The sequence below is a fragment of the Klebsiella sp. Shm-1 genome (assembly GCF_040804525.1).
In the GTDB taxonomy this organism is placed as follows: domain Bacteria; phylum Pseudomonadota; class Gammaproteobacteria; order Enterobacterales; family Enterobacteriaceae; genus Klebsiella; species Klebsiella pneumoniae.
In genome coordinates this window covers 5,139,016-5,154,273 of the sequence record NZ_CP161823.1, presented here as the reverse complement: position 1 = coordinate 5,154,273, position 15,258 = coordinate 5,139,016, and the positions used below count along the sequence as shown (strand labels likewise).

17 protein-coding genes are annotated in these 15,258 nt (G+C 58.6%); 10 read left to right on the top strand and 7 right to left on the bottom strand.

The window, feature by feature from the left end:
* The 6 genes from AB1E37_RS25115 to AB1E37_RS25090 are packed head-to-tail and all read left to right on the top strand — an operon-like array spanning nucleotide 1 to nucleotide 3,869.
* Complete coding sequence (locus AB1E37_RS25115; protein ID WP_004151864.1) at nucleotides 1–315, top strand: PTS sugar transporter subunit IIB; 315 nt, start codon at nucleotides 1–3, stop codon at nucleotides 313–315.
* Nucleotides 308–1,675 (top strand): PTS sugar transporter subunit IIC, encoded by a 1,368-nt coding sequence (locus AB1E37_RS25110; RefSeq protein ID WP_004150366.1) that lies wholly within the window; start codon nucleotides 308–310, stop codon nucleotides 1,673–1,675. Before AB1E37_RS25115 ends, AB1E37_RS25110 begins: the two co-directional genes overlap by 8 nt.
* On the top strand, nucleotides 1,662–2,504 hold the full coding sequence (locus tag AB1E37_RS25105; protein ID WP_002882856.1) for a class II fructose-bisphosphate aldolase: 843 nt from the start codon (nucleotides 1,662–1,664) through the stop codon (nucleotides 2,502–2,504). The genes AB1E37_RS25110 and AB1E37_RS25105 overlap by 14 nt, the downstream gene beginning before the upstream one ends.
* Nucleotides 2,505–2,562: 58 nt before the next feature.
* A complete protein-coding gene (locus AB1E37_RS25100) occupies nucleotides 2,563–2,832 on the top strand; it encodes a hypothetical protein (protein WP_002882858.1) in 270 nt (89 codons plus the stop codon).
* Between the two features lie 9 nt (nucleotides 2,833–2,841).
* Nucleotides 2,842–3,279 carry a PTS sugar transporter subunit IIA gene (locus tag AB1E37_RS25095; RefSeq protein WP_002882861.1) on the top strand — a complete coding sequence of 146 codons (438 nt, stop codon included), beginning with the start codon at nucleotides 2,842–2,844 and terminating at the stop codon, nucleotides 3,277–3,279.
* Nucleotides 3,276–3,869 carry an ATPase AAA gene (locus tag AB1E37_RS25090; RefSeq protein WP_002882862.1) on the top strand — a complete coding sequence of 198 codons (594 nt, stop codon included), beginning with the start codon at nucleotides 3,276–3,278 and terminating at the stop codon, nucleotides 3,867–3,869. Before AB1E37_RS25095 ends, AB1E37_RS25090 begins: the two co-directional genes overlap by 4 nt.
* Here the strand turns inward: AB1E37_RS25090 and AB1E37_RS25085 are convergent.
* Both AB1E37_RS25085 and AB1E37_RS25080 read right to left on the bottom strand, forming a co-directional pair.
* Nucleotides 3,866–4,189 carry an AzlD domain-containing protein gene (locus AB1E37_RS25085; protein WP_002882863.1) on the bottom strand — a complete coding sequence of 108 codons (324 nt, stop codon included), beginning with the start codon at nucleotides 4,187–4,189 and terminating at the stop codon, nucleotides 3,866–3,868. The genes AB1E37_RS25090 and AB1E37_RS25085 overlap by 4 nt on opposite strands.
* Entirely contained in the window at nucleotides 4,189–4,848 is a 660-nt protein-coding gene (locus tag AB1E37_RS25080; protein WP_004195589.1) for an AzlC family ABC transporter permease, read from the bottom strand. The genes AB1E37_RS25085 and AB1E37_RS25080 overlap by 1 nt, the downstream gene beginning before the upstream one ends.
* A 99-nt stretch (nucleotides 4,849–4,947) precedes the next feature.
* Here AB1E37_RS25080 and AB1E37_RS25075 point away from each other — a divergent pair, with 99 nt between their 5' ends.
* The 4 genes from AB1E37_RS25075 to AB1E37_RS25060 all read left to right on the top strand — a co-directional run bounded on the left by AB1E37_RS25075 (nucleotide 4,948) and on the right by AB1E37_RS25060 (nucleotide 10,125).
* Nucleotides 4,948–5,496 (top strand): helix-turn-helix domain-containing protein, encoded by a 549-nt coding sequence (locus tag AB1E37_RS25075; protein WP_002882865.1) that lies wholly within the window; start codon nucleotides 4,948–4,950, stop codon nucleotides 5,494–5,496.
* 87 nt (nucleotides 5,497–5,583) lie between these two features.
* Complete coding sequence (locus AB1E37_RS25070) at nucleotides 5,584–6,579, top strand: substrate-binding domain-containing protein (protein WP_004146243.1); 996 nt, start codon at nucleotides 5,584–5,586, stop codon at nucleotides 6,577–6,579.
* 115 nt (nucleotides 6,580–6,694) lie between these two features.
* Nucleotides 6,695–8,818, top strand: coding sequence for an alpha-galactosidase (locus tag AB1E37_RS25065; protein ID WP_014599294.1), 2,124 nt, complete (start codon nucleotides 6,695–6,697; stop codon nucleotides 8,816–8,818).
* A gap of 41 nt (nucleotides 8,819–8,859) precedes the next feature.
* Nucleotides 8,860–10,125: an MFS transporter gene (locus AB1E37_RS25060; protein WP_002882868.1), complete on the top strand. Its 1,266-nt coding sequence runs from the start codon at nucleotides 8,860–8,862 to the stop codon at nucleotides 10,123–10,125.
* Between the two features lie 37 nt (nucleotides 10,126–10,162).
* On the opposite strand, the gene rhaM is transcribed toward AB1E37_RS25060, so the two are convergent.
* From rhaM to AB1E37_RS25035, 5 genes are all read right to left on the bottom strand, one after another.
* Nucleotides 10,163–10,477, bottom strand: coding sequence for an L-rhamnose mutarotase (gene rhaM, locus AB1E37_RS25055; RefSeq protein WP_002882870.1), 315 nt, complete (start codon nucleotides 10,475–10,477; stop codon nucleotides 10,163–10,165).
* Complete coding sequence (fucO, locus tag AB1E37_RS25050; protein WP_002882871.1) at nucleotides 10,474–11,622, bottom strand: lactaldehyde reductase; 1,149 nt, start codon at nucleotides 11,620–11,622, stop codon at nucleotides 10,474–10,476. Before fucO ends, rhaM begins: the two co-directional genes overlap by 4 nt.
* An 88-nt stretch (nucleotides 11,623–11,710) precedes the next feature.
* Nucleotides 11,711–12,715: an ABC transporter permease gene (locus tag AB1E37_RS25045; protein WP_002882873.1), complete on the bottom strand. Its 1,005-nt coding sequence runs from the start codon at nucleotides 12,713–12,715 to the stop codon at nucleotides 11,711–11,713.
* On the bottom strand, nucleotides 12,712–13,719 hold the full coding sequence (locus AB1E37_RS25040) for an ABC transporter permease (RefSeq protein ID WP_004901717.1): 1,008 nt from the start codon (nucleotides 13,717–13,719) through the stop codon (nucleotides 12,712–12,714). The genes AB1E37_RS25045 and AB1E37_RS25040 overlap by 4 nt, the downstream gene beginning before the upstream one ends.
* Nucleotides 13,716–15,227 (bottom strand): sugar ABC transporter ATP-binding protein, encoded by a 1,512-nt coding sequence (locus AB1E37_RS25035; protein WP_004151860.1) that lies wholly within the window; start codon nucleotides 15,225–15,227, stop codon nucleotides 13,716–13,718. Before AB1E37_RS25035 ends, AB1E37_RS25040 begins: the two co-directional genes overlap by 4 nt.
* Nucleotides 15,228–15,258 lie beyond the last annotated feature (31 nt).

Genomic DNA, 15,258 nt, shown 5'->3' with positions numbered 1-15,258 from the left:
ATGCTGAAAATTTTATGCGTATGTGGCTGCGGCCTCGGTTCAAGCTTTGCCATTGAAATGACGGCGAAGGCAGTTTTAAAGAAGCTGGAAATTCCCGCTCATATTGAACACACCACCGTTTCCGAAGCTGGGGCTTTTAAATCGGATATGATTCTGACGCAAAAAACCTTTGCCGACATCTTAACCGCCGATGCCAGTGAAGAAGAAATTAAACGTGTCGTGGTATTGAATAAACTTACTGATAAAGAGGAGATTGAAACTAAGATCGTCGCATTCTTAAAAGAACGTCATCTGAAGGTGGCTGATTATGAATAGCTTCGTTGCGTTTATCGTTAAGGATTTACTCGGCCAGGCATCCATTCTTATTGCTTTTATTGCCATGCTTGGCCTGATCCTGCAAAAGAAATCGCCAGGCAAAACCGCGGAAGGGACATTTAAAACGCTGCTCGGTTTCTTAATTATGATGGCCGGGATAAACATCATTGTCGCCACGCTGACCTTCCTGAATGATATCTTCACCCAGGGATTTGGCATGAAAGGCTATATTACCGATGTGGCCGCCATCGCCGGGTTAGCGAATCGGGAATTAGGTTCGGAGGTGGCGCTGACGCTGCTGGTGATCTTTGCCGTCAATATTATTATCGCCCGGCTGACGCCGCTGAAATATATTTTTCTGACCGGCCAGGCGCTACTGTGGATGGCGACGATCGGCGCCGTGATTGGCTATAAGTCCGGGCTCACCGGCGTACCGCTGATTTTAACCGGGGGCATCTTCGGCGGCGTGATGGCGGTGTTAATGCCGGCCCTGGCGCAGCCGGTGGTCAGGCGCATTACCGGGTCTGACGATGTGGCCCTGGGGCACTTCTGTACTATCGGCTATCTGGTGCAGGCTGCGGTCGCTAAAGTGGTCGGAAAAGGCTCTCGCTCCACGGAAGATCTCGAACTGCCTGATAACTTTAAGTTTCTGCAGGATACCTATCTGGCCATGGCGGTGGTGATGGTGCCGATGTATCTCATCCCGGCTATCGCGGCGGGGCCTCAGTACATCGCGCAGTTCTCCGGCGGCATTAATTACCTGATGTATGCCTTCATGCAGTCCATTCAGTTTGTCGCCGGGGTCTTTGTCCTCTATAGCGGCGTGCGTTTATTACTCAATGAGCTGGTGCCGGCTTTTCGCGGTATCGCGATGCGTATTGTCCCGGATGCAAAGCCCGCTCTCGATTGCCCGGTGCTATTTCCCTATGCGCCGAATGCGGTGATTGTTGGATTTCTGGCAACGACTGTCGGCTCGATTATCGGCATGCTGGTTTTCCCGATGTTCGGCCTGGCGATGATTCTCCCCGGGCTGTTAACCAACTTTTTCGCCGGCGGTACGGCAGGGGTATTTGGCAATGCGCTGGGCGGACGTCGCGGGGCGATGATCGGCGGGGTGATTCACGGCCTGTTTATCACATTTCTGCCGGCCATTCTGGTACCCATGCTGGAGAGCTACGGCTTTACGGGCGTCACCTTCAGCGATTCAGACGTCATTAGCTCCGGTCTGGTATTAGGCCACGCCTTCCAGAATAACTGGCTCTTTGTCGCCTTGTTTATTGTGTTTGTCGCCGCACTGGCATGGTTTGTAAACGGTAAATCCGCTAAGCCGAAAGGGGAAAGTGTTCATGAGTCTGTATAATTTTAATGAGATTTTAAAAATCGCTCAGGAAAGAGATTTTAAAGCGATTGGCTCGTTTAACTTGCACTGTATTGAGATGTTACCGGCTTTTTTCAAAGCCGCGCAAAACAGCCGCAGCCCATTAATGATTCAAATATCAACCGGTACCGCAGAGTATCTGGGGTATCGGTTACTGGTCGATGCCGTGCGTTCATTAGCAGACAGTGAAAATATCCCGACCTGCCTGCATCTCGATCACTGCTCCGATATTAAAGCCATCGAGACGGCAATGAATGCGGGCTTTTCTTCGGTGATGTACGACGGGTCTCACTTAAGCCTCGAGGAAAATATCGGTAACACGCGGATTGTGGTAGAAATGGCCCGGCCGCGGAATATTACGGTAGAAGGTGAGCTGGGGGCGATCGGCGGGTCAGAGGATGGAAAAGCGGTGGCTGCCGAAGATATCTGTTTTACTACCGTCGAAGACGCGACGCGTTTTGTGAAGGAGACACAGGTCGATATGCTGGCCGTCTCCGTGGGCACTGTGCATGGCCTGTACACAGGTAAAGCGCAGATACAGCATGCGCGGCTGAAGGCGATAAGCGAAGCGACGGGCGTGCCGCTGGTGCTGCATGGCGGCACAGGTGTCAGCGATGAGGATATGCGGCTGGCCGTCACCGAAGGGATTAATAAAGTGAACGTCGGAACGGAAATGAACGTGCAGTGGGTCGATCGCTGTAAATCAACGTTTGAGAAAGGAAAAGTAAATGACAGCGTACGGAAATTTTTAATTCCCGCCAACCAGGCAGTGACTGCCGTATTAATGGAAAAAATGGCGCTATTTAAATAGCGTTTTTACCGACACATATCTTTTGTTGCCCTGTCTTCCGCCAGGGAGGGAGCTTGCTATGTTTGAATCATTGAAAACGCTGTGGAAAAAAGAGCAAAACCCGCTGCAGGATTATGATCAACAGTCCCGTCAGCTGGCGGAAGAGATCGCCAGACTGGAAGGCGAATTACAGCGCCAGCCCGATAATAGCGACGTGCAAAAAACATTGATGTTGACTTACAACCGGGCATTATCGGTATATGCCAAAAGTAAGAGCCACCGGCAGGATATCGATGCGCTGTTTCTGCAGATTGATAATTTACGCAATATTATTCGCCGCAATATCTAGGAACAGAGAATGACCATAAAAGAACTGCTTATTGAGGCCGATGCCATTCAGGTTGGCGTTGTGGAGTCCGACTGGCAGCGGGTAATAAAGCTGGCTGCCCGCCCGCTGGAGGCAAAAGGCTTTATTTCGACGGAATATAGCCAGGCGGTGATCGACAATACTTTAAATCATGGCGCTTATTACGTTTTTGATGAAGGGATTGCCATCCCCCATGCCCGCCCCGAATGCGGCGTCAGACGCAACTGCTTTAGCCTGGTGGTGCTGGAAAAGCCTATTCCCTTTGCGGACAGTGAAAAAGCGGACATTGTTATTATGTTTGGCGCCCGGGACAGCAATGCGCATATCGAGGAGGGCATCCGTTCCATCGTCGCGCTGCTGGATAATAATGACACCATGGCCAAACTGCGGACGGCCCGCAGCCGGGAGGAGGTTGTCGCATTACTATGAACAGACATCTGACCCCAGGCTGCAAAACGGCCATTTTAATCAACGGCATTCCGGCGTCGGGGAAGAGCACCATTACCCGTTTGCTGGCGGAGACCTTTAGCCTGCCGGTATTGACGATCGACGGCATCAAAGAGCCGTTTATGGCGCGCCTGGCCCCTGTCGACCGGCCGATGAATCGCCAGCTGGGCTGCGCGGCGTATGAGGTGATCTGGTCGATTGTCGGCGCATCGCCTGCCAGCATGGTCTGGTTGATCGACGCCTGGTTCGGCTTTCAGCCGCGGGAGACCTTGCAGAGACTGCTACAGCAGGCGGGCGTGGAGCAGGTGATTGAGGTCTGGAACCATATCTCTCCGGAGCTGGCCGTCGCGCGCTATGCCTCGCGGCTGGCGACGCGGCCGCCGGGCCACCCCGGAGAAGAGTATTTGCCGGAGCTGGCCCAGCTGGCCGGGCGGGCGCAGCCCATGTCGTTAGGACCTGTACTGACGATAGACCAGCGGCACCCGCTGCAAATCGAACCGGTTATTCAGTGGCTTGAAGGCACGATCGCCGGACAGCACAGCGGTTTTACAGATTACGCTTACTCGTCCTAGGGCATACCCGCCAGGCGCAGCAGCGCGGTCACCACGGCGGCGGCGATAATCACGCCGATCAGCGGGACCTTGCGCCAGGCGAGGAACACAGCGAAAGCAACGCCCAGAACGCGCGCCATACCGGCGAAATGTGCGCCCTCATAGAAAGTGGTGGCCAGGGCGACGGAAAAAAGCAGCACCGTCGCCGCATCGGAAAGCAGCGCCTGCGAGCGCTCGGAAAATGCCAGCCGATTGCCGAGCTTCGCGCCGCCGAGGCGCATCAGATAGGTTCCCAGCGACAGGATGGCGATACCGGCGATAAACAGCGTCATATTGCCCATTATTTTTTCCTCGACAGTAAACCGAACAGCGAAAGCAGCACCGGCAACCCGGTGGGCACAAACGGTACGGCGGCAAGCGCCAGCGCGGCGCCGCTGGCGGCGCGGATCAGCGTAGTGCGGTTTTTAAAGGCCGGGATCACCAGCGCCAGCAGGATCGCCGGGAAGACCGCATCAAGCCCGATGGTTTCCGGCGCTGGCAGCAGTTTGCCGACGGCCGCGCCGGTTAGCGTACCGAGGGGCCAGATCAGCGCGACGCCAGCGCCGCACAGCCAGTAGGCCGCTTTGCGCTGCGCGGGGGTGGGCTGCGACAAGCCAAAGACCACGCTCTCGTCGTTCATAATGTGGCATCCGATAAAGCTTAAGGCGCGCCGACCAACCAGTTCGCGTACGGTCACCCCGAACGGGATATGACGCGCATTGACTAACAGGCCGGCGGCGGCGGCGGCCAGCGGACTACCGCCGCTGGCGACAATGCCGATAAACATGAATTCAGAAGCGCCTGCCAGCACGGACACCGAAAGCAAGAGCGGCACCCATAAAGGGAAGCCGTAAGCCACCGCCAGCGACCCATAGGACATGCCCACCACCCCGACGGCAAGGCAGACCAAAACAATCGCTTTTATCGTGTCTCCGCTGAGACTGGAGAGAGTTTGTTTCATATCACTTAGCCATATCGAACGAATTTCCATTATAATGAACATATAATGATCGTTTTTCAAGGCGAACGAATTGTTCGATATAAAAAACAAGGGGCGGGTATGACACAGCCAATCAGCGTTATCGCCAAAAGTCTGGTGCGGGAGCGGGCGCGGACCGGGCTTTCGCTGGCGGAAGTCGCGCGTCGGGCGGGTATCGCAAAATCCACGCTATCGCAACTGGAGTCCGGCAACGGCAACCCGAGTCTGGAAACGCTGTGGTCGCTCTGCGTAGCGCTGGATATTCCATTTGCCAGGCTGCTTGAGCCGCAGGTGAACAAAACGCAGGTGATCCGCCGCGGCGAGGGGACCAAAGTGGTGGCAGAGCAGGCGAACTATCAGGCCATTTTGCTGGCCGCCTGTCCGCCCGGCGCGCGTCGGGACATCTATTTGCTGCTCACCCAGCCCGGCGCCGACCGCATTTCGCATCCGCATCCGCCAGGCTCGGTGGAACATATTATCGTCACCCAGGGGCGGGCGCGGGTAGGGCTAACGTCGGCGCCGGAAGAGCTCGGCGAGGGCGACTATATCTGCTACCCGGCGGATCAGGAGCATGTTTTTCAGGCGCTGGAGCCGGATACGCAGGCCCTGCTGATCGCTGAGCAAAACTGACATCGCGTCGGCGGGGGACGCGCGCTCGCTGGACGTCATAGCCATATTGCGGGAAACTAGCTTTCCTATGCGAAAACAGGGATTTTTATGTCGCTGAAAGCCATTGCCAAACAACTTGGGATCTCCGTCACGACCGTCAGCCGGGCGTTGAACGGCTACGACGATGTGTCGCAGGAGACCCGCGCCCGGGTTGAGGCTGAAGCGCAGCGCCGGGGCTATCGCCCCAACACTTTCGCCCGCCGCCTGAAAATGGGCACCATCGATGCCGTTGGTCTCGTCTTCCCTGTCCGCCCCGCGCCGCTCAACAATAACGTTTTTCTCGAGATGGTCGGGGAGATCAGCCATGAGCTGGCGCGCCATGACATTGATTTGTTGCTGATCGCCGATGATGAGCAGGCGGATAAACATGGCTATATGCGCATGGTGCAGGGCCGTCGCGTCGATGCATTAATCGTGGCCCATACTCTGGATGACGATCCGCGGCTGGCGCAGCTGCAGGCCTCCGGCTTTCCGTTTCTGGCGCTCGGCCGTAGCCGCCTGGCGCAGCCCTACGCCTGGTTTGATTTCGATAACTATGCCGGCACCTGCCGCGCCACCCGCCATCTGATTCAACAGGGCCACCAGCGTATCGCTCTGCTGGGCGAGAACAACAATCAGGCGTTTATTTTGCAACGGCGTAACGGCTACCTCGATGCCCTGCGCGAGGCGGGGTTATCCGATGCATGGCTGCGTAGCGTGCCGGCGACGCGCCGCGGCGGCTATCAGGCCACGCTGGAGCTGCTGCGTCTGCCTGAGCCGCCTACCGCGATTATCACCGACTGCAACACCCATGGCGATGGCGCCGCGATGGCGCTCGCCCACCTGGGGCGTTTAACCGGCGACAACCGCGTCGCCCTGGTGGTATACGACGGGCTGCCGCAGGACAGCATCATTGAGACCGATGTCGCCGCGGTGATCCAGTCCACGCGCCAGGGCGTGGGAAGGCAGATTGCCGATATGGTGCGTCGCTTAATCGCTGGGGAGGATCTCGCCACGCTGCAGGTGCTATGGCAGCCGGAATTTTTCCCGGGCGAAACCGCCTGATCTTACCCCTTTTTAACCCGTAATTCTGAAGCCGATCACGGATCCGAAACGTTTTGGTTGGCATCCGAAACGTTTCGGATCAACAGTAAGACATTCCTTGTGATGGAGATGTCTGATGTCTGATTCGCTGATTCACCTGCAAAGCGCCGGTGCCGATATTGTAATTAAAACCCGCCCTTTCGCCGAAATTGTCTACTGGGGACCGCATTTAAGCCACTTTTCGCCGCAGGATGCCGACAGCCTGACGCGCCCGGTCGCCAACGGCAGACTGGATGTTGATTCGCCAGTGACCTTAATGGCGGAGCTGGGCCATGGTCTGTTTGGCGCGCCGGGCATTGAAGGCCATCGTCAGGGGCTGGATGCCTCTCCGCTGTTCACCACCAGCGAAGTGCGGCACGAGGGCCAGACGCTGACCCTGGTCAGCGAAGATCCGCAGGCCGGCCTGCGCCTGCAGAGCGAGATCGCGTTGGATGCCAGCGGCGTGCTGAGCGTGCGCCATGGCGTGACCAATCTGCGCGCCAGCCCATGGCAGGTGGATCGCCTGGCGGTCACATTGCCGGTCGCCGAACGCGCTCGCGAGGTGATGGCTTTCCATGGCCGCTGGATCCGCGAGTTTCAGCCTCATCGCCTGACGCTGGAGCACGACAGCTTTGTGCTGGAGAACCGCCGCGGGCGCACCTCTCACGAACATTTCCCGGCCCTGATCACCGGCAGCCGCGCCTTTAGCGAGATGCAGGGTGAAGTTTGGGGCGTGCATCTGGCCTGGAGCGGTAACCATCGCCTGCGGGCGGAGGTGAAAACCGATGGCCGTCGCTATCTGCAGGCCGAGGCGCTCTATCTGCCGGGCGAAATGGCGCTGGCGGAAGGGGAAACCTTGTGGACGCCGTACCTGTATGCCAGCTACTCGGCGAATGGGCTGAACGGCATGAGCCAGCAGTTCCATCGTTATCTGCGCGAACGGATTATTCGTTTCCCGGGCAACAAATCGCGCCCGGTGCATCTCAACACCTGGGAGGGGATCTATTTCGACCACGACCCGGACTACATCATGCGTATGGCCGACGAAGCGGCGGCCCTGGGCGTCGAGCGCTTTATTATCGATGACGGCTGGTTTAAAGGGCGCAACGACGACTGGGCGGCGCTTGGCGACTGGTATCTCGATGAGAAAAAATACCCCTACGGCCTGACGCCGATTATCGATCACGTGAAGTCTCTAAGTATGGAATTCGGTATCTGGGTGGAGCCGGAAATGATTAACCCGGATTCCGATCTGTACCGGGCGCACCCGGACTGGGTGCTGGCGCTGCCGGGCTATACCCCGCTGACCGGCCGCCATCAGTTTGTCCTGAACCTCAACATTCCCGAAGCGTTTGATTATCTGCTGGAGCGGATGAGCTGGCTGCTGGGCGAGCATGCGGTGGACTACGTGAAGTGGGATATGAACCGCGAGCTGGTGCAGCCTGGGCATCAGGGACGCGCCGCTGCGGACGCGCAAACGCGCCAGTTTTACCGCCTGCTGGATACGCTGGTGGCCCGTTTCCCGCACATTGAATTTGAATCCTGCTCCTCCGGCGGCGGACGGATCGATTATGAAGTCCTCAAACGCAGCCATCGCTTCTGGGCTTCTGACAACAATGACGCCCTTGAGCGCAACACCATCCAGCGCGGCATGAGCTACTTCTTTCCACCCGAGGTAATGGGCGCGCATATTGGCAATCGCCACTGTCATGCCACCTTCCGCCAGCATAGTATCGCCTTTCGCGGCCTGACGGCGCTGTTCGGTCATATGGGCCTTGAGCTGGATCCGGTGAGCGCCGATGAAGAAGAGCGCGCCGGATACCGAAAATATGCAGCCCTGCATAAACAGTGGCGCGACGTGATCCATCACGGCGTGCAGTGGCGAATAGATATGCCGGACGCCACCACCCTTGCCCATGGCGTCGTCAGCCCGGATAAAGCGCAGGCGATCTTCCTCGTTAGCCAGCTGGCGATGCCGGACTACACCCTGATGGCGCCGCTGCGCCTGGCGGGCCTGGAGGCGAGCGCCCGCTATCAGGTGACGCTCCTCGATCATCCGAACATTCAGATCACCGGCGAGGGCGGCCACACCATGCGGAAGCTGCCGGCATGGATGACGACGCCGCAGACGGTGAGCGGTGAGTGGCTGCAGCAGGCGGGGCTGGCGCTACCCATCCTCGACCCGGAAAGCGCCATTCTGATTGGTCTGCAACGCGTGTGATGGTATCGGGCCGCGCTGCGGCCCTTCTTGAGGAAAATATAATGAACCCGACCGTCTGTACCCACAAAAACAACCCCAACTTCTGGATTTTCGGGCTGTTCTTCTTTCTCTACTTCTTCATCATGGCCACCTGCTTTCCGTTTCTGCCGATCTGGCTGTCGGACGTCATCGGCCTGAATAAAACCGAAACCGGCCTCGTTTTCTCCAGCCTGTCGCTGTTCGCCATCTGTTTCCAGCCGATCCTCGGAGTGATCTCTGACAAGCTGGGGCTGAAAAAACACCTGATGTGGATCGTGACCGTTCTGCTGGTGCTGATTGCTCCCTTCTTCCTTTATGTTTTCGCTCCGCTGCTGAAAACCAATATCTGGCTCGGGGCGCTGAGCGGCGGCGCCTATATCGGCTTTGCATTCTCCGCAGGCGCCGGCGCGATGGAGGCCTATATCGAACGGGTAAGCCGCAACAGCGGGTTTGAATACGGCAAGGCGCGCACCTTTGGCTGCCTGGGATGGGCGCTGTGCGCGACTACCGCCGGAATGCTGTTCAGCATTAATCCCGAATGGGTGTTCTGGATGGGGTCGGCCGCCGCGCTGCTGCTGGTGGTGCTGGTGGCCATCGCCAAACCGCAGGCCAGTCAGTCCGCGCAGGTAATGGACTCGCTCGGCGCCAATCGCCCGGCGATCGATTTAAAAACGGCGGTGCGCATGTTCCGCCAGCGTAAGATGTGGATGTTTATTCTGTATGTTATCGGCGTGGCCTGCGTGTATGACGTTTTCGATCAGCAGTTCGCCACCTTCTTCAAATCGTTCTTCGCGACCCCGGAAGCGGGCACCCGCGCCTTTGGTTTCGCCACCACTGCGGGAGAAATATGTAACGCCATCATTATGTTCAGCTCGCCGTGGATTATTAACCGTATCGGAGCGAAGAATACCCTGCTGATCGCCGGGATGGTGATGGCGGCAAGAATGATTGGCTCTTCCTTCGCCACCACCGCCGCGGAAGTCGTAGCGTTGAAAATGCTCCATGCGCTGGAGGTGCCGTTCCTGCTGGTGGGCGCCTTTAAATACATCACCGGCGTGTTTGACGTCCGGCTGTCGGCGACCATTTATCTGGTGGGCTTCCAGTTCGCCAAGCAGGTGGCGGCGATCTTTCTCTCCGCTTTCGCCGGCAATATGTACGATCGGATCGGCTTTCAGGATACCTATATGATCCTCGGCGGTATTGCCCTGACCGTCACCTTAATCTCCGCGTTTACGTTAGCGGGTAAGACGAAAACCGAGCCGCTGCGCGATAATGCAATGACCGTTTAATCGACCGGCCTCCCGTCTGGAGGGAGGCCAGTTATTTTTACGCCAGATAAAACACTTCTTTGAGCTCCGCGCTCAGCGGGCTGTTGTCCGGGTTGCTGGGCATCACCTCGCGCATGTATTTCCACCAACGCTGGCATACTTCCGTGCTGGCGACCGCTTCCCAGCGGGCTTCCGATTCAATCTCCACCGTCGCGAACAGGAGATGGCGTTCTTTATCGAGATAGATGGCGTAGTGGTGCGCGCCGTGATCCTTCAACACTGCCTCCAGCTCCGGCCAGATGGGGTTATGGCGGCGCTGGTACTCCTCGTGCGCGTCGGGGTTCACCTGCATGACGAAGGCTTTACGGATCATAAGGCCTCCAGATAGAGCTCGCGAACCTCATCGCGGCTGGCGGGGCGCGGGTTACACGGCGCGCATGGGTCGGCCAGCGCTTTATCCAGCCAGCCTTCGATATCGGCTTTGCTGACGCCAAGCTGGCTAAAACCCTGGGGGATCCCTACGCGTTTGCTCAGCGTGCGGATGGCATTGATGGCCTCCATGCTGGCAGCTTCATCGCTCATGCCGCGAGTATCGACGCCCATCGCCTGCGCCACGCGGGCAAAGCGCGCCACCGCGTTCGGGCGGTTAAAGTTTTCGATGATCGGCAGCAGGATGGCGTTGCATACCCCGTGCGGCAGATTATGGGTGGCGCCAGGCTGATGGGCCAGGGCATGTACCAGCCCGAGACCGGCGCTGTTGAACGCCATGCCCGCCAGATACTGGCCAAAGGCCATCTGCTCGCGGGCCTGCAGATCGTGCCCATCGTCTACCGCTTTCGGCAGCCACAGGTTAATCAGACGAATGGCCTCGAGGGCGTTGGCGTCGGTCAGCGGATGGGCGCCAACGGAGACAAAGGCCTCGATGGCGTGGGTCAGGGCATCCATGCCGGTGGCGGCGGTAACGGCTGGCGGAATGTCGAGCATCACGCTGGCGTCGTCGACGGCGATATCCGGGATCAGGTTCGGGTCGATAATCACCTCTTTCACCTGCCGCTCGCTATCGATAATTACCGCGTTGCTGGTCATCTCCGCCGCCGTGCCGGCGGTGGTGTTGATGGCCACCAGCGGCACGCCAGCGTTTTTCACTTTGCCGACGCCGGAGTAGGCGGTGGAGGGGCCTGGGTTGGCGGTGAGGATTTTTATCGCTTTGGCGGTATCAATCGGGCTACCGCCGCCGAAGGCGATCAGGTAATCGCAGCGGGCCGCCTGGTAAGCCGCATAGCCTTGCTGCACCAGCGCTTCGGTGGGGTTGGGGAATACCTCGTCAAATAGCTGATAAGCCATCTGCTGTTCATCCAGCGCGGCGAACAGGCTGTCCAGCAGGCCCAGCTTCACCAGCTGACCGTCGGTGACGATCAGCGCCTTGCCCCACTGTTTGCCCGCTACCAGCTTGACCATATCACCGATCGCGCCTGCGCCGTGGAGGCTGATTTTAGGTAGTGCCAACATAAAACTCATGATAATTCTCCTTAATGTTGATTTTGGGAAATCCGTTTCCCCTACCCTGACCCTCTCCCGCAGGGAGGGGGCCAGGGTGAGGGGGAAATTAACATCGTCTTCGCTGCATCATCCGCCGGGTAATAATCGGCAGGGAGATCACCACGATCAGCATGGCGCCGATAATCACCGACATCACGATGCCGGGGACGTTCAGCAGGCTCAGGCCGAAGGTCACCAGCCCCATCAGAAAGGCGGCGATGATCACCCCGGGCATGCTGCCGGAGCCGCCGAGAATATTGACGCCGCCGAGCACCGCCATGGTGACAACCGCCAGCTCCCAGCCCATCGCCAGGGTGGGGCGGGTACTGCCGAGCCGTGAGGTCAGCAGGACTGCCGCCAGCCCGGCCATCAGCCCAACCAGCGCGAACAGCACCAGGTTATGACGCTTAACGTTGATCCCAGAGAACCAGGCGCCGGTCGGGTTATTGCCGATGGCGTAGGTCCGGCGACCAAAGTTGGTTTTATGCAGCAGAAAGGTGAAGGCGGCCGCGAGGAGGATAAACAGCGCAAACTCAAAAGAGAGCGCCCCCCACACGTACCCCTGGCCGAACCAGGCAAAGCTCTCCGGATAGTGATTGAGTGCCTGATCGCCCAGCAGGATATAGGTGATGCCGCGATACAGGCTCATGGTGCCGATGGTGATCACAATGGACGACAGGTTAAAGCGGGTCACCAGCAAGCCGTTGAACAGGCCGCACAGCAGACCTACGCCCAGGCCGATGACCACCAGCAGCGGAGTGTCCATCCCCGCTGCCGCGCAGAAGCCCATCACCGTTGAGCTGAGCGCCATCGTCGAGGCTACCGACAGATCGATTTCCCGGGCGATAATCAGCATCGCCATCGGCAGGACGACGATCGCCTTCTCGGTAAAGGTAAAGGTGGCGTCCGACAGGTTCCAGATATTGAGGAAGTACGGGGAAGCCACGGCGTTGCCGATAAATACCGCCAGGGTGACCGCCAGTAAAAACCCTTCCCAGCACAGCAGGCGGCGCAGCGGCGACGGCGCGGCCGGGGCGTTTTTCATCTCTTCAGATACCATCATTTTGCTCATGATTTCACCGCCTGTTTCTGTCTGGCTAACGCCGCGTTGCGCAGGATTAACCGCCCGTGACCGCGATTGCCGCGCTCGTTGAGCAGCACCGCCATGACGATCACCGCCCCGGAAATCGCCATTTGCCAGAAGGGCGAGATGCCGATCACCGGCAGGGCGTTATTAATGACCCCGAGGAACAGCGCGCCGCACAGGCAGCCCAGCACCCGTCCGCTTCCGCCCATGGTGCTGATACCGCCGATCACGCAGGCGGCGACCACCTGGAGTTCAAAACCGTTGGCGACGTCGACATAGGCGACGGCGAAGCGCGAGATCCACAGATAGCCGCAGAAGCCGGCCAGCGCGCCGGAGAGACAGAAGCTGACGAACTGCATTTTTCCGGCGTTAATGCCGGTGTAGTATGCCGCCGTCGCGTTGCCGCCCGCGGTGTATAAGGCCCGGCCGGTGCGGCTGTAGTGCAGGAAATAACCCACCAGCAGCAGCGCGGCGATGGCGCACCAGCTCAGTAGCGGCAGCCCAAGGAGGGGGCTGCGCGGCAGACTGAGAAAATCAGCACTCATCTGATGTGAGTTAACCCAGCCGCCGTCAGTCAGCAGGAAGATAATGCCGCGATAAATGCTCATGGTGCCCAGGGTCACCACAATGGCGGGAATGCCGAGGCGCCAGACCAGCAGGCCGTTAATTACTCCCATCAGCAGGCCCAGCAGAGTCGCCAGCGCCAGCAGCGCTACCACCGGAATACCCGGATAGTGGGCGTTAAGCAGGGCGACGATCATCCCGGTCAGCGCCAGGTTGGCGGCCATCGACAGATCAATGCCTTTGGTGAGCAACACCATCATCTGGCCGAGGGCGAGGATGATAAGGATGGCGGTATCGTTAAACATCTCCACCAGATTGCCCGGTGAAACGAACGACGGCGCCCGGCTGCCGATGGCGCCGATCATCAAAATAATGACCACCGCCAGCAGCGCTTCGCGATGTTTCAGCCATGCGTGTCCCATCATGCCGCCTCCTGGCCGATGCCGCTAGCGGCGCTAACGATGGTTTCCGCCGTCGCTTCCCCGGCCCGGTACTCGGCGACCATCTGCCCTTCGTGCATTACGATAATCCGGTCGGCCATGCCCATCACTTCCGGCAGCTCTGACGACACCATAATCACCGCCAGCCCCTGGCTGACCAGCTCGGACATAAACTGATGCACGGCGGCCTTTGAGCCGATATCGATGCCTTTGGTCGGCTCATCGAGAATGATCACCTCGGGCTGGGTCGCCAGCCATTTGCCAATCACCACTTTCTGCTGGTTGCCGCCGGAGAGGGTCTCCACCGGCTGCCGCCAGCTGAAGGCTTTTACCTGCAGGCGCGAGGCGTACTCGTCGGCCAGCCGCCATTCCCGGGCGTCGTTCAGGACGCCGTTAGGGTTGAGCTTGCTGAGCTGCGGTAAACTGATGTTCTGGGCGATAGGCAGGGCGATGATCGCTCCCTGTTTCTGCCGCTCTTCCGGCACGCAGACGATGCCCGCGCGGATGGCGTCGGCGGGCTGGTGAAAGCGCATGGTTCTGCCGTTCAGGCGGATCTCGCCGGAGGAGGGGCGCGAGACACCGGAGAGCGCCTGCATCAGCTCGGTGCGTCCGGCGCCCACCAGGCCGTAAAAGCCGAGAATTTCTCCCTTGCGCAGGCGGAAGCTGATATGGGCAAACTCGGTAGGATGACAGAGATCGGTCACCTCCAGCACCGTTTCTCCGGGGGTGCAGTCGACTTTCGGGTAGGTTTGGCTGATCGCCCGGCCCACCATCATCGACACCATCCGCTCTTCGGTGATGTCGCTTATCGCCCCGGAGCTGACGTACACCCCATCGCGCAGGATGGTGTAATAATCGGCCAGCTCGAAGATTTCATCGAACTTATGCGAGATAAACAGGATCGCTTTGCCGTCCTGCTTCAGACGCTCAACGATGTGATAAAACTCGAGGATTTCATGCTGGGAAAGCGCGGCGGTCGGCTCATCGAGGATCACCACCTGGGCGTCGAAAGCCAGCGCCCGGGCAATCGCCACCATGTGACGCTGGGCGATGCTGAGGGTTTTCAGCGTGGCTCGCGGGTCGATCTGGACTTCCAGCCGGGTGAGGATCTCGTTGGCTCTGCGGTGCATCGCCGGCCAGTCGAGCGTTTTCAGCAGTCCCTTATACAGATACTGGCCGACGAAAATGTTTTCGCTGACCGAGAGTTCGTCAAACAGCACGGTTTCCTGGTGAATGGCGGTGATCCCTACCTTATGCGCCGACTCCGGCGTTGGCAGATGAATGGGGATCGCTTTATAGAGGATCTCGCCCTCTTCGGGCTGATAAATACCGGTCATCACTTTGACCAGCGTGGATTTCCCCGCGCCGTTTTCGCCGATTAAGGCGGTCACTTTGCCGGGCCAGAGATCAAGCTGCACGTTCTCAAGGGCGCGCACACCGGGAAAAATTTTGGTGATCCCCTTCAGCGACAGCAGTGGCGTTGATGCTGACATGATAGTTCTCCACAAAAATCACCCCTCACCC

Excerpts from the sequence above, each read along its gene's own strand:
- AB1E37_RS25115 (WP_004151864.1), top strand. The coding sequence starts at position 1 with ATGCTGAAAATTTTATGCGTATGTGGCTGCGGCCTCGGTTCAAGCTTT.
- AB1E37_RS25110 (WP_004150366.1), top strand. The coding sequence starts at position 308 with ATGAATAGCTTCGTTGCGTTTATCGTTAAGGATTTACTCGGCCAGGCA.
- AB1E37_RS25105 (WP_002882856.1), top strand. The coding sequence starts at position 1,662 with ATGAGTCTGTATAATTTTAATGAGATTTTAAAAATCGCTCAGGAAAGA.
- AB1E37_RS25100 (WP_002882858.1), top strand. The coding sequence starts at position 2,563 with ATGTTTGAATCATTGAAAACGCTGTGGAAAAAAGAGCAAAACCCGCTG.
- AB1E37_RS25095 (WP_002882861.1), top strand. The coding sequence starts at position 2,842 with ATGACCATAAAAGAACTGCTTATTGAGGCCGATGCCATTCAGGTTGGC.
- AB1E37_RS25090 (WP_002882862.1), top strand. The coding sequence starts at position 3,276 with ATGAACAGACATCTGACCCCAGGCTGCAAAACGGCCATTTTAATCAAC.
- AB1E37_RS25085 (WP_002882863.1), bottom strand. The coding sequence starts at position 4,189 with ATGGGCAATATGACGCTGTTTATCGCCGGTATCGCCATCCTGTCGCTG.
- AB1E37_RS25080 (WP_004195589.1), bottom strand. The coding sequence starts at position 4,848 with ATGAAACAAACTCTCTCCAGTCTCAGCGGAGACACGATAAAAGCGATT.
- AB1E37_RS25075 (WP_002882865.1), top strand. The coding sequence starts at position 4,948 with ATGACACAGCCAATCAGCGTTATCGCCAAAAGTCTGGTGCGGGAGCGG.
- AB1E37_RS25070 (WP_004146243.1), top strand. The coding sequence starts at position 5,584 with ATGTCGCTGAAAGCCATTGCCAAACAACTTGGGATCTCCGTCACGACC.
- AB1E37_RS25065 (WP_014599294.1), top strand. The coding sequence starts at position 6,695 with ATGTCTGATTCGCTGATTCACCTGCAAAGCGCCGGTGCCGATATTGTA.
- AB1E37_RS25060 (WP_002882868.1), top strand. The coding sequence starts at position 8,860 with ATGAACCCGACCGTCTGTACCCACAAAAACAACCCCAACTTCTGGATT.
- rhaM (WP_002882870.1), bottom strand. The coding sequence starts at position 10,477 with ATGATCCGTAAAGCCTTCGTCATGCAGGTGAACCCCGACGCGCACGAG.
- fucO (WP_002882871.1), bottom strand. The coding sequence starts at position 11,622 with ATGAGTTTTATGTTGGCACTACCTAAAATCAGCCTCCACGGCGCAGGC.
- AB1E37_RS25045 (WP_002882873.1), bottom strand. The coding sequence starts at position 12,715 with ATGAGCAAAATGATGGTATCTGAAGAGATGAAAAACGCCCCGGCCGCG.
- AB1E37_RS25040 (WP_004901717.1), bottom strand. The coding sequence starts at position 13,719 with ATGATGGGACACGCATGGCTGAAACATCGCGAAGCGCTGCTGGCGGTG.
- AB1E37_RS25035 (WP_004151860.1), bottom strand. The coding sequence starts at position 15,227 with ATGTCAGCATCAACGCCACTGCTGTCGCTGAAGGGGATCACCAAAATT.